General features: G+C 56.0%; 12 protein-coding genes and 1 pseudogene. 6 read left to right on the top strand and 7 right to left on the bottom strand.

All coding sequences use genetic code 11. The features are described from left to right. Positions 1-217, top strand: a pseudogene (locus FOA17_RS19880) (hypothetical protein); the annotation flags it as partial. On the opposite strand, the gene FOA17_RS06730 reads toward FOA17_RS19880, so the two are convergent. Genes FOA17_RS06730 through FOA17_RS06710 form a run of 5 tightly spaced genes read right to left on the bottom strand, consistent with a single transcriptional unit; the run spans position 204 to position 2,812 of the window. After that, positions 204-896, bottom strand: a complete 693-nt coding sequence (locus FOA17_RS06730; protein ID WP_149140727.1) for a hypothetical protein — start codon at positions 894-896, stop codon at positions 204-206. The pseudogene FOA17_RS19880 and the gene FOA17_RS06730 overlap by 14 nt on opposite strands. Next, positions 893-1,918: a helix-turn-helix domain-containing protein gene (locus FOA17_RS06725; protein WP_149140726.1), complete on the bottom strand. Its 1,026-nt coding sequence runs from the start codon at positions 1,916-1,918 to the stop codon at positions 893-895. Before FOA17_RS06725 ends, FOA17_RS06730 begins: the two co-directional genes overlap by 4 nt. After that, the gene (locus tag FOA17_RS06720) at positions 1,915-2,310 is read right to left on the bottom strand and encodes a VRR-NUC domain-containing protein (RefSeq protein WP_149140725.1); all 396 of its coding nucleotides are present in this window, start codon (positions 2,308-2,310) and stop codon (positions 1,915-1,917) included. The genes FOA17_RS06725 and FOA17_RS06720 overlap by 4 nt, the downstream gene beginning before the upstream one ends. Then, positions 2,307-2,570: a hypothetical protein gene (locus FOA17_RS06715; RefSeq protein WP_238991755.1), complete on the bottom strand. Its 264-nt coding sequence runs from the start codon at positions 2,568-2,570 to the stop codon at positions 2,307-2,309. Before FOA17_RS06715 ends, FOA17_RS06720 begins: the two co-directional genes overlap by 4 nt. Then, positions 2,567-2,812 carry a helix-turn-helix transcriptional regulator gene (locus FOA17_RS06710; RefSeq protein ID WP_149140724.1) on the bottom strand — a complete coding sequence of 82 codons (246 nt, stop codon included), beginning with the start codon at positions 2,810-2,812 and terminating at the stop codon, positions 2,567-2,569. Before FOA17_RS06710 ends, FOA17_RS06715 begins: the two co-directional genes overlap by 4 nt. Positions 2,813-3,414: 602 nt before the next feature. Between FOA17_RS06710 and FOA17_RS06705 the strand changes: the two genes are divergently transcribed. Further along, the gene (locus tag FOA17_RS06705; RefSeq protein WP_149140723.1) at positions 3,415-4,656 is read left to right on the top strand and encodes a tyrosine-type recombinase/integrase; all 1,242 of its coding nucleotides are present in this window, start codon (positions 3,415-3,417) and stop codon (positions 4,654-4,656) included. 12 nt (positions 4,657-4,668) lie between these two features. Here FOA17_RS06705 and FOA17_RS06700 read toward each other — a convergent pair whose 3' ends face one another. Then, positions 4,669-5,265: a hypothetical protein gene (locus FOA17_RS06700; protein WP_149140722.1), complete on the bottom strand. Its 597-nt coding sequence runs from the start codon at positions 5,263-5,265 to the stop codon at positions 4,669-4,671. Positions 5,266-5,507: 242 nt separating this feature from the next. Here FOA17_RS06700 and FOA17_RS06695 point away from each other — a divergent pair, with 242 nt between their 5' ends. Genes FOA17_RS06695 through FOA17_RS06680 form a run of 4 tightly spaced genes read left to right on the top strand, consistent with a single transcriptional unit; the run spans position 5,508 to position 11,325 of the window. Further along, positions 5,508-6,500: a helix-turn-helix transcriptional regulator gene (locus FOA17_RS06695; protein WP_149140721.1), complete on the top strand. Its 993-nt coding sequence runs from the start codon at positions 5,508-5,510 to the stop codon at positions 6,498-6,500. Then, positions 6,442-9,624 (top strand): hypothetical protein, encoded by a 3,183-nt coding sequence (locus tag FOA17_RS06690; protein WP_149140720.1) that lies wholly within the window; start codon positions 6,442-6,444, stop codon positions 9,622-9,624. Before FOA17_RS06695 ends, FOA17_RS06690 begins: the two co-directional genes overlap by 59 nt. Before the next feature lies 1 nt (position 9,625). Next, complete coding sequence (locus tag FOA17_RS06685) at positions 9,626-10,081, top strand: response regulator transcription factor (protein WP_149140719.1); 456 nt, start codon at positions 9,626-9,628, stop codon at positions 10,079-10,081. Further along, the gene (locus FOA17_RS06680; RefSeq protein ID WP_149140718.1) at positions 10,078-11,325 is read left to right on the top strand and encodes a 5'-methylthioadenosine/S-adenosylhomocysteine nucleosidase family protein; all 1,248 of its coding nucleotides are present in this window, start codon (positions 10,078-10,080) and stop codon (positions 11,323-11,325) included. The genes FOA17_RS06685 and FOA17_RS06680 overlap by 4 nt, the downstream gene beginning before the upstream one ends. Before the next feature lie 253 nt (positions 11,326-11,578). Here FOA17_RS06680 and FOA17_RS19875 read toward each other — a convergent pair. Beyond that, the coding region (locus FOA17_RS19875; RefSeq protein WP_203232283.1) for a hypothetical protein at positions 11,579-11,894 on the bottom strand (316 nt) is incomplete at its 5' end.

The raw sequence follows: 11,894 nt of genomic DNA, 5'->3' as shown, positions 1-11,894 counted from the left end.
CTTCGTTGTCGAAGACCAGCCGCACCGCCCGCTCGCGCACTTCAGGGGAAAACTTGTTCGTCGTCTTGCTCATGATGCTCCATCCTACTCAGGAGTTGGAGCCTCCGGCAAACCCGGCGCGGTTCACAACATCGATTCTACCAGCAAGTTTGAGCGACTGAAGCTGGCGCTGTCTGAGCTGGGTATGGAAGAGGAGCTTTTCATCAAGTTCGCATAGGAGGCGCTTTTGGGTTGTTGTTTGTATGCAACCACGGCCGCATCTTCGGCATAACCGCTGTAACTTCCACCTCCCGCAGCATCCCGCCCGCCAGCAGTCCATCTCGAAGCCAGTCCAGCGCTTCCCACCAATCCTCATAGCCACGCCGGGCGGATGCAATCTGTTCCGGATGCGGCCGCCAGGTGACTGGGCAAGCCAGGATATCGACTGATCGCCACTTGCCGCGCGTCTTCACCCGCTCGCTGCCGACAACGATAGTCGTCGCCCGCTCTCCATGCTGGTTGTTCTTGATTTCCAATGGGACACAGCGCGGGACGACGCCCGGCATCCAGTCCGGGGTCATGCCAGCACGCGCCAGTTCGGCCACCTGGATCGCCATGCGGATGCCGCCGAGGCTATGGGGCATGCCCGCGACGGCGGCTGCGATCACCTCGGCATCGGGATGGGTGTAGCTGCCCATCTTGTACTGGCCACCGTCCACCTTGCAGCCTAGCGCCGCGCGCTGCAGCAGAACGTACTCGAGGCCGAAGCCGAAACCTTCCTCTGTCACGCCCTTTGGTGGCGGCAGTTCCAGTTGCGCCTGTTCTACGCGGAATGCCCATTCTAGCGCCGCTTGGACGCCCAGCGCGCGTTTAACTTTGGTGCCGCCCGAGCGGCCAACTTGTCGCTGCAGGGTCATCGCACGCCCCGCAATCGGAGCCGTTCGGGCGTGACCAAGCCGCGCACCAGCATCAAATCACGAAGGCTGTTGTTGATCGCGCTGACTGGCAGGAAGCCGTCGGCGTTGACCATCTTGGCGTAGAAGGCCGCCTTTTCATCGTCGCTGAGCCGGGGAGGGTCTTCGCGCTTGCGCCGCCGCTTTGCCTTATGGCTTTTGGCATTCGCGATGGCCGTCTGCGCGTCGCGCTGGGCGGCACGTTCCATGAACCGGTCGAGGGCTTTGGGGCCATCGGGCGGGTTCGGATGATCGGCCCGGGTCTCGATGGCGACCTCGATGATACGCTTCCGCGACAGCCCGATATCGTCGATCCAGCGACGAACGTGTGTGCGGGCTGGCCAGCCTTGCCACCAGGCGGGCAGGGCGGCGTTGGCGGCAAAGCCCAGCGCGCTCAGCAATTCCGCGAAGAACCGATCAAAATCGGCCTCGCGCGCAGCCGCGTCCTCCTCCTCCTTTACTGGTTTACTTAGTGGTTCTCTTACAAGGTTAGTGTCCGGAATCCGGACACGGCTTTCGGCATTTTCCGGACACGGGTCGGGGCAAAATCCGGACACGGGTTCCTGCGGATTGCCGTGTGCGATTTCCGGACACGGCTCTGCCAGATCAGCAGGGATGCTGGCAATTTCAGACGCAGTTTCAGCATCATGGCCAAAGGGCAAAAGCCCGTGTCCGGTATCCGGACATGGCTCGGGATCATGTGGTGCAAAGCCTTCCTCGAACCCCAAGATGTAGCGGGTTGGCAGCTGGCGCTTGGTGACGGGATCGATGCGCGGCACCCGCCGCAAAAGATGCTCGGCTTCCAGCCGGTCGAGATGTTCGTTCAGGGTGGAGCGACTGATCTCGCAATCATGGGCCAGCCGGTCCTGTGACGGGAAGCAGCCGAAGTCGGGGTTGAAGCGGTCACACAGGTGCCAGAGCACGATCTTGGTCGTCGGCTTCAGCCCGCGCCGCTGGATCGCCCAGTTGGTGGCGTCATGGCTCATGGCGCGGCCCTCCGCATGGGGCGCTGCGCGCGGCTGGTGAAGCCATTGTCGGCCAGCGCGCCCAGCGCGTCGTCGACCGTGCGAACCAGCGCCCAGCCAAAACCCTGCGCGCAGACCGTGTCGCGGAAGACCTCTTGCGATTTGCGCAATCGGCCGGTTTCGCTTTTGACCTCGAGGAAAAGCACGCGGCCGCCGGAGATCACGATCAGATCAGCAAACCCGGCATGAACGCCCATGCCGACCAGGATCGATTGGCGTTTCGCGCCGCGGGGCCCGGCCTCGGTCACCTCGTTGACGCAGTGATGGACGATGGCATCGCGGGGCAGGGCGAAGCGCAACGCCTGCACGATGGCACGCTGGGCGTCGGCCTCGGGTGTGCTGCGCCGGTTCATGCTGCACCGCCTTTCGGGAAGGCTGCTGCCGCGATGGCGTGCAGCGGGCGCCGATCCAGCAAACGAAGCAGATCGATCGCGTCACCGCATTCGCGGGCATCGTCGCTCTGGCCGACGACAACCCAGGCAGCGAGGATGACCAGCGAGTCCTGATGCTGGGTGCTGTCGGCCAGAACGCTGCGCGCCTCAGTCAGGCGATCGTGCATCCAGTCGCCGGTGACGGAAGTCGTGATAGCGGAATGGGAAAGGGGTGCGGTCATCGACGGCCACCCGCACGACGAGGGCTGGGCACTTCCTGCAATTGCAGCCAGTCATGCACGGCGTCGCGCCGGTAATAGACCTTGCGACCGGCGCGGACGCAGGGCGGGCCAAACCGCTGTGCTTCCCAACGACGCAGGGTGTCGACGGTCAGGCCCAGTTCAAGGGCCAGATCCAGACGGCTGATCCAGCCGCACAATAAGCCGCTTGCTGCGGATCGCGGTGCAGTTCCCGATGCTGTCATCCTCTGTCTCCCGTTCATCGCCCGAAGCGGGCTGGTTTCGGGGTCCATGAGGCGCAGAGGCGAAGGGGTGGCGGGAAGGCGATGACCGGCAGCGATGCGCCGGAGGCTTGCCGGTCATTGATTTCATTGTGAATTGTGGGAGCCCAGTATCTTCCGGCGACAGAGCCGACTGCATCGACGCGGTGCTTGATTTCTCATCCGCTGCGGGAACGTTCACGGTAAGCAGGTGCTTTACAGATATTCGGCGCGTTTTCCGCAGGCTCAAAGGCGAACGCACGGTTTCGCAGGGGCGGCAGAGGGTGCGGACCCTTGCCGGTCATTGATTTCATTTGCGATTTACAGAATCCGCCCGCGATTGCGCCAAACAGTCCCGAGGCCAGTGCAGATTTTGCATTCTCTCCGGCCTGGCCTGAGCTGGCCGATGGGCGTCAAAGGCAAGGAGCCACCAGAATTACTCCCATGAATCCAAAGACCGGCGGCCCAGAGGAGCATCACCGCCGGTCACCGCCTGATTGCCGGGTGGGTCGTCATGCTTCGCTTGATAAGGGCGCGAATCCACGCCTGTGTCACTGGCGACAGGAGGTGCCGAGTTGGTCAAGTGATTGCGATTGAACGATAAAACGGTGAGGGAGCAGATCCCTGAGACTGGGCGCGACTACCAGGTCTTCGACACCGAGGTGCGGGGTTTTTCCATCCGGATCCTGCGGTCGGGCAGCCGTTCCTTCTCACTGGACTACCGCTATGCCGGGGCCCAGCGCCGCATGGCAATCGGGCGCTGGCCCGAATGGACGGTGACGGCCGCCCGCGAACGCGCAAGAGAGTTGCGCCGGTTGGTTGATGAGGGCGGCGATCCGTTGGGGGCGCGGGACGACTTGCGCGAGGCGCCACGGTTCAGTGACATGATCGACCGCTATCTGGCCGAGCATGTGCCGCATCTGGCCAAGACCAATGCCTCGGACCAGCATTCGATGCTGACCAAGCTGATCGCACCGCATTGGGGCAAGAAGCTAGTGACCGAGATCACGCCGCATGATGTGGCGAAACTGCTGAACATCATCGCGAAGGGCAGGGCGCGCCCATCAAAGGAAAAGCCCAACAACCGCGCACGAAAGCTGCAAGGACCGAAGCCCACGCCGATCCGCGCCAACAGGGTGGGCGAGGTGCTGCGCAAGATGTTCACACTTGCCATCAGCTGGGGCTGGCGAACAGACAACCCGGCCTCTGGCTTCAAGAAGCGGATCGAGAACGAACGCGAAAGGTTCCTGTCGCAAGAGGAAATCGGCAGGCTGGCTGAGGTGCTGGATGCCGCCAAGGATCAGCGTGCGGCGGGGATCATCCGTTTGTGCATGTTGACTGGCAGCAGGGTGGGCGAGGTTCGGCAGGCCCGGTTTGAACAGTTCAATCTGGAGCTGGGCAGCTGGTCAAAGCCCGCCGCCAGCACCAAGCAGCGCAAGATCCACCGCATCCCGATCTCGGCTGAGGTTGCGGCCATCGTGCGCAAGCGCCAGCTGCTGGTGCCAAAGGGCAACCCATGGCTGTTCCCCGGCGATGTGCCGGGCCAGCCGGTGAAGGAAATCCGCCGTTTCTGGATCAACGTCCAGAAGGACGCGAAGCTGCCAGATGTCCGAATCCACGACCTACGCCACACCTTTGCGTCGCTGCTGGTCAGTGGGGGGGCTTCGCTGGAGATGATCGGCAAGCTGCTGGGCCACAGCCAGATGCAGACGACCCAGCGTTATGCGCATTTGATGGATTCGCCGCTCCGGGCGGGCGTCGATGCCGTTGCCAGCATGTTTCGGCCCCGCCCGAAGATCGTTCATGATGCGGACAAGAAGTCTGCCTGACGCGCGGCGCGATCAGGTCTCTCCCCGCAGCTTGCGCCAGATCGGGCGCACCCGCCGACGGATCGTGCTTTCATCCGGCACATCGCCGTTTTGCGACACCTCGCCAAACCAGTCCTGCAACTCTGCCACCAGCTCTGACTGGGTGGCGGGCAGGCCTTTCTCGTGAACGCGGTGGATGATGGTCATGTACATGCCGTCCCAATCATAGGGTGAGACGGACCCTGTGCCGCCACCAACGCGGCGCAAAAGATCATGCTCTTCCTCGAACCGCATCACCTCCGTCCCGGTGATCAGTAGGTCGGCGATCGAGATTTCAACACCGTCGCTGGGCTCCGTGATGAACACACCGTCTTCGGCTCCGCGGGGCTTGATCCGGGTGAGCTTGGCCACGCTGGGACCGGTTCCGCAGCGCCGGAACATCGGCAAAATATCCATAGGGGAAATGGCGACCTTGCCGGAAACGCGGCTTTCGCCACAGGTGACCGCTGAAATGCCGGTCACGATTTCCAGCTTGCCGTCGCACACCCATCCGGCAATATCGGCAATCGTACAGCCCCAACGTGCGGCCGTTTCGTGCAATGTGAAGAATACGCGTGGTGGTAAGGCCATTCTAACGTCCGTCCTCGTTCTGAGCTTTCGCGGGAACCAACCCGTCCAGGTGGCCCAGCGATAGGCTGGTGAGAGGGTCGAGACGTCAGGGCCGTCGGTTCTCGGAGGCGTGCCGCGCCAATGAGGCTGGCAAGGCTTCGAGTTATTCAACTATACCGCGTTAATCTACAAGGCGACTCGCCCTCTAGTGAACGCTACGCTAGGCTGGGTGTTAGAACCTGTCACATTGAAAAAGAATCACCATGTCGTTCCACAAGGCGCAGGAGCTGCTGAAGCTGGCCCAAATGGCCGCATCCCGCTACCGTGGCATCAGCCTGCCGGAGATCTCGGAAGAATTCGGCGTCAACACGAGGACGGCGCAACGAATGGTGCGCGCGCTGGAGAATACCTTTCCGAGCATCTCTATCCAGACCGACAGTGACCGGCGGCGGTGGTGGAAGTTGCGAGATGCATCGCTGATCGGCAAGCAAGGGATCTATCAACGGGAATTGGTCGCCCTCGAAATGAGCATCCGACGCGCCGAACGTGAAGGGGCAAAGTCGGAGGTCGAGGCGCTGCAGGCACTGCGTGACCGCTTGATGGCCACCCTGCCATCCAGCCACGCACGCCGCGCCGAGGTAGACGCCGAAGCGGTGCTGGAAGCGCAGGGCTATGCTTGTCGTCCTGGCCCGAAGGTGAAGACTTCCCCGTTGGTGACAGGTGCCATTGCCGAAGCTTTGAAGGCACCATTTTCACTGATCATCCGATACCAAGGCAAGCAGGACGCAGAGCCGCGGGACCGGACCGTGGAACCCTACGGCGTGCTGCTCGGCACGCGGCACTACCTGATCGCCCGCGATCCTACCAACGGACCAGGCTTCCGCCGTTTCCGCCTGGACCGGATCATTGATGCGAGGATCACCGGACAAGCCTTCGTGCGGGAAAAAGATTTCGACCTAGACGCCTATGCTGCCCAGTCGTTCGGATCGTATCATTCAGATGCTGAGTTTGGCCAGGTGGTTTGGCGATTCAGCCCAGCGGCAGCCTCGACCGCGCGGGAATTTCTGTTCCACCCCGGCCAAGTCATGACCGATCAAGCGGACGGCGGGCTTCTTGTGACGTTCAGGGCAAGTGGATGGGTCGAGATGGCTTGGCATCTGTACCAGTGGGGAGATATGGTGGCAGTAATCGAGCCAAATGAGCTGCGAGACATGGCAGCTCGCTGCACGCAAAGGACTGGTGGGACACTACCATGAAGTTCAGGAAGTAACTGAATTTCTGTCACATCTGTCGAGGAGAATAAAGCTGGAACGCAAGGCACGGAAGAAGCAAAAGATTGAACCTTGGCAGGCCGAACTGAGGCTGAGCAAGGGTGAAGTTCCAATCTCGAGATATGTTACAGTTTTTGATGGTCCACACTCAGTTCAACGAGTGGTTTCATGGAGTTTTCCTCGATACAGGAACTCGCACGCACTTCGCGGGATTATTGCAGCTAGTCCGAAATCGATTCAGAATCCAGTCTTTGATGAAGAGGTCTCACATTCTGACTATGAGGATTGGATACTTGCTCTCATAAATTATTCAGACAAGAAGCTCTCAGCTTATACGAATTTCATATCTCAAGCCGACTCTCTAGCAGCAAATATTGGGTCAATGCCGGATGAGGTGGTGCGGATCGCAGCCATTACAGGATGGTCGTACACTCTGATTCAAACGCTTATGTTCGCCTATCGACGCAAAAATGGGCTCGAAGCACAGCGCCAATGGATGCGCAGCGCGCTTTATTCGGATCAAAAAAGATCGATCTCAAACTTTGTATACTACGCTATGGGTGTTCAAACTGAGGGCGGAGTTGACCCGCGATATGTAGATGAATATATAAGTGAGACTTTGATATCGCCCGTAAAAAGCCAAGTCCTGAAGTCATTCTTGGAGAGGGTGCTTTGGCTTAATGGCGTTCATCCCGAAGCGCACATTGAGAACCGGCTGATATCTCCAAATCAGCCGCTTGTCGATAACTATGAAGGTATCTGGTCCTGGACCGTATCAACTCTCCATATGCCAAACGAGAACGCCAATTTCGTTGAGAAGTTTCTCTCAGTGGCGAAACATCTAAGAGATTGGCGATCTTGTGCATATATCAAAGTCAAACCAAGGCTGCGCGGCGGAAGCGTCTTACTGCCGTTGATGCCGGCTGATATGCGCACAGATCTCAAAAACCTATTTCCAGAGAATTCAACCAATGAGTCAGAGTCACTGTGGCGTGCTAATGTCTCATGTTCTGAGGCGTTCAACGTTGCCAGAGGAAGCCCGTACTCGATCATCGCAAAGGGCGTATACACTTGTCGAAACTCGATTGGCATCGAGGAAATTCTTTACTGGCTGAACTACAGAGAACTGGCCATCAGCACGATAATCCCTAGGCACACTGAATGCCCGGAACGGCAGCTGGTACGAGTTGATTTCGACAGCCTTTCACTGCATTTGAATCAAAATGAACTGGTGGACGAAGAAGTATTCCGTCTTGCCATCCTAAGTGGTCTAACGGAAGGAAAAACCCTCCAAGTACTTGAATTCTGTTACCGATACCTCAAGCGCTTCCCCCAGGCTATACATTACGTCCCGCACGACAGTATTTTATCCGAGATTACAGACTCCATACTAGACATGATTTGCGAGAGCAGAGAGGCGATACTTGCGCTCAGTTATCTTCGTTGCGAGCGCGCAGATCGACATGACGAAGTGATCTATCTCGCTGTAGAGAGTTTCCTTTGGTCTCAAGGCTGCGAAGTACCTAGCAAACTAAAGGACCGAAGTGCTGCAGCACTCGAAATACTGAGTGATGTCTGTGGTATAAGTGTTCTGCGTCAGTCTCTTGAATTTGATACTTGGGAAGAAATGGAGGCAGAGAGAGTTTCGATACTGCAATTGTTGATCGATGCCGACCCAAAGAATCGCGAAGCATATAACTCGGAGCTTCAGTCGCTGATCGGACAGCAAGCGGCAAAAGAGCTGCTTCGCAAGTTCAATTTCGGGAAGGTACAATGTGATGAGCGCGGGATTAGGGAGTGGGCGAGGACCGTCCTTGTTCAAAAGTATCATCGTCTGAATCAGTTTTTGAGCGCAGGCTTGTTGCCAATCGAAAAGGGCGCAGCGTATGAATTCCTTGCCCACGTATCGTCGGGAGAAACAGAAGCCTTCACTTTTAAGGTTCCAAACCACGAAGCCTACGAAATCGCCACACAAATTGTAGGAGATCTCCTAGACAAGTTCTCTTTTGATCCGAGATTCGGCCTCGATTCGTACTTGAGTCTTGGTATGCGACATGGGGCGATATCTGCGCAACTAAGAAGTCCGCTGAGCCAAGAGTCTCTAATCACTCAGAAAGACGCGTCCGGATACTTAAGAAACGAGTTCTGGGCGGAATACCTCGATATGTATTGTGATGATGCCATTTTCGACCAAGTTCAGACTATTCTCGCCAAGTTTTCTGAGAGCATCGATCACAATATCTCGCACATCAAAGACGAAATGATACATGTGAAGAGTGTGGCAAAGCCCGCAGGAATTATTTCGACGGAATGGCTTCCAGCGACGCGGCTCGCCTTCATTTCGGAAATTGAGAGGTTTTCGGACGTTGACGACCTCCTTGATGGGTTTGCCGAAATATTTTGGGTGAACGTAGAGAAGAAACTTGATGAAGTTCGAGCACAGACACTTCATGAGATAGAAGGAATGTTTAAGGCTTCGTTCGACTCACTTGAGGCAGATATCAAGCTTTTAGAAGAAAGAAATCTTGCTCCTCTCTTTGATGCAATCAACAGGGCTAGGAATCATTTCTCCATTGCCCTCAGGGAGTTTGGTGAATGGCTCCGGGTGACTAGACCGACAGATTCGGAGCCTATTGCGCTTCTTGACATTATTGAAGCATCGCGTGCCGTTGTCCGTCGGTTTTATGGTGACTTCCACCCTATGCTTCGGCTGCACGGCGGCGACAATGTTAGTCTGGATTTTGCCATCCAGGCGCTGATCGAGGTTTTTAACGTTCTATTTACGAACGTTCGAGATCATTCCGGGGATTTGCAGTGCGAAGTTGATGTGTCAATCTTTTCGGAAGACCCCAGCAAGCTGCGTATCGTTTTCGCCAGCGATTGTACTGATCTGCCCAGGGCGCACATTGCCGCATCAGATGCCATGGAAAAGATTAACAGTGGCGAGTATGAACTACGGATTCCGAAAGAAGGCGGCTCTGGCCTGGCAAAAATTGCTAGATCAACTTACTTCGACGGTCATCCCCATGTCGTGGTCTCGGTTGACGATGAGAAGGGCCGTTTTGTCGTCGATATGACTTTCGCAGTTCTGTCAATAAAGGAGCATTAGGTTGCATGCCCTTTTAGTCGAAGATACCGCTGCTAAGCGTGACGAGATACAAAGGTTCTATCAAAACGAGTTTCCAATGGATTCTCTTTTGGTTGCAGATTCTCTCATTGCTGGTCTCAAGCTCGCGAGAGACTCTAGGCCGGGTTTCATAATTTTAGATATGACGTTGCCAAATTATTCGTCCTCGAGTGGCGGCGGATATAACGAAATGCGCCCGTTCGCGGGGCGTGAATTTATATCCCGTGCGCGCAGGATGCGTTTTGAAACAAGTATTCTCGTAGTATCGATGTTTGAAACCTTCGGACAGGCTCCAAACTTGATCACGCTTGAAAGCATTGATGAAGAGTTCAAGCGTGACTTTGAAGACATATACTTGGGCTCAGTCTATTACTCATCATCTAGCTCAGGCTGGCGTCGGCAGATTGCAGATTTCCGCCAAAGGATCGAACTGAAATGAAGATACTGATTGTTGATGACAACTCCACAAAGATCTCTGAGATTGTTGCGGTATTGAAAGAGTGCGACGTGTCGGAGGAATCAGTTCATGTGGAACTGTGTGCAGCACGTGGTCTCACAGCTATGAAGAAGTCTCAGTTCGACATTCTTATCCTGGACCTTCTTCTCCCGTTTCGCCTAGGTGAGGCTCCCATCATATCTGGGGGCGCCGATCTATTGAAGAGGATGCTGCGTGGCACAGATGTGAAGCTTCCAGAGGCCATTATAGGACTTAGTGAGAATGTTGAGGCGATAAAGGCAGCCGAGGCTGATTTTTCTCAAGAGATGTGGAGAATTGAGTTTGTATCGCCTGAGAATTCTGAATGGCGGCTACGATTAAAGCAAAAGATTCAGTACGTGAGAGCGCGTAGTCAACCCTCACCCTTAGCTTCCCAGCCCAAGTGTGATGTTCTTTTCGTTTGTGCTCTATTGAAGCATGAACTTCTTGAACTTCATCGGGTTGTCGGCGGTGTTTGGCAAGAGACAGTTTTTGAGGGGGATCCTGCTCTGTATTTTAAGGGAGAAGTCGCGACTCCTGGCGGTTCTAGGATAGCATATTCCATTAAGCCTACAGAAATGGGTTTGGTCGCAGCGACAGCTGCCACGTGCAAGGCCATTATGACTTTGCGGCCGCGCTTGGTGGTGATGACGGGCGTCTGCGCTGGTCGGAAGGGAGATTCCAACCTCGGTGACGCGATTGTCGCTTCTCAAACCTGGGATTACGGGAGCGGGAAGTTTGCGGAAGTTGATGGAGAGGTTGTTTTCTCTCCTTCGCCCACTCAGGTCCCTGCTCCCGCATGGGTTGCTAATCGTGCCACGGCTGTCCTGTCGTCGGTAGGTACATTTAAGGCTGTGTTTGATGCCTGGGAAAAATGGAAGCCCGGGGTTCTGCCGTCTGTCCACTTTTCGCCGATGGCTTCAGGGGCGGCCGTTCAAAATTATAAGGAATTCTTCGGAGAGGTTGCTGATCAGCATCGAAAGATCCTGGGGGTTGACATGGAAGCGTTTGGTGTAGCTTGGGCTTGCCACAGTTCTCTAACTCCGGCGCCAGAATGGCTTGTAGTCAAGTGCGTTAGTGATTTTGCCGATGGCTCTAAAGATGACAGAATTCATGAGTTTTCGTCCTATTTCAGCGCACACGTTGCTTTGACTTTTGTTCGCAGCTTTTTTGCAAATGGAGTGAGCGATGAGGTGGGTCGCGTTTAACTCAATGGATGCAATCAAAGCACAGAGTAGCGGCGCGATAGCTTGGTCGATTGATCCTTTGCAATGGTCATGTCAACGCCACGTCAACCTGCTGAAGTAGAGTTGACCTGATTGATGTCGCTGAATGACAGTGAAAGACGGCCAAAGTACGGTTGAAAGATCCGGGAAAACAAAGGTTTAGCGGATAGGTCTTTGATAATCTTTACTGATTGAGATACAACCTGTTTTGGCTCATAACCTGAAGGCCGCAGGTTCAAATCCTGCCCCCGCAACCAAAATCCCTCAATGTTATCAACCACATGCGCCCCGCCATCCAGCGGGGCTTTTTGCTGTCCGAACTGCGGGTCAACAATAGGTCAACAAACGGACGAAATCCGCGTGCAAGATCAGTGGGATAGGGGTCCGGCAGGATCAAGAGCGCGCGAAAACCGCAGAAGGGCGGGGGGTAATCCCCCCCGAAAGTAAGGGGCTGCATAAGTAGAATTTTCTCGGCAAGATGAACGAGGAGATTCTGAATGAAGACAAGCAGATACACTGAAGCGCAGATCCTTGCTATCCTGCGCCAGGCC

Source organism: Gemmobacter caeruleus (assembly GCF_008271655.1).
Lineage (GTDB): Bacteria > Pseudomonadota > Alphaproteobacteria > Rhodobacterales > Rhodobacteraceae > Gemmobacter > Gemmobacter caeruleus.
Note: the sequence above shows the minus strand (reverse complement) of the source record. Positions and strands in the feature narration are given on the sequence as shown.

Bases quoted from the DNA above. Each gene is read 5' to 3' on its own strand.
- FOA17_RS06700 (WP_149140722.1), bottom strand. From the start codon at position 5,265: ATGGCCTTACCACCACGCGTATTCTTCACATTGCACGAAACGGCCGCA.
- FOA17_RS06715 (WP_238991755.1), bottom strand. From the start codon at position 2,570: ATGACCGCACCCCTTTCCCATTCCGCTATCACGACTTCCGTCACCGGC.
- FOA17_RS06680 (WP_149140718.1), top strand. From the start codon at position 10,078: ATGAAGATACTGATTGTTGATGACAACTCCACAAAGATCTCTGAGATT.
- FOA17_RS06690 (WP_149140720.1), top strand. From the start codon at position 6,442: ATGAGCTGCGAGACATGGCAGCTCGCTGCACGCAAAGGACTGGTGGGA.
- FOA17_RS06720 (WP_149140725.1), bottom strand. From the start codon at position 2,310: ATGAACCGGCGCAGCACACCCGAGGCCGACGCCCAGCGTGCCATCGTG.
- FOA17_RS06730 (WP_149140727.1), bottom strand. From the start codon at position 896: ATGACCCTGCAGCGACAAGTTGGCCGCTCGGGCGGCACCAAAGTTAAA.
- FOA17_RS06695 (WP_149140721.1), top strand. From the start codon at position 5,508: ATGTCGTTCCACAAGGCGCAGGAGCTGCTGAAGCTGGCCCAAATGGCC.
- FOA17_RS06725 (WP_149140726.1), bottom strand. From the start codon at position 1,918: ATGAGCCATGACGCCACCAACTGGGCGATCCAGCGGCGCGGGCTGAAG.
- FOA17_RS06710 (WP_149140724.1), bottom strand. From the start codon at position 2,812: ATGACAGCATCGGGAACTGCACCGCGATCCGCAGCAAGCGGCTTATTG.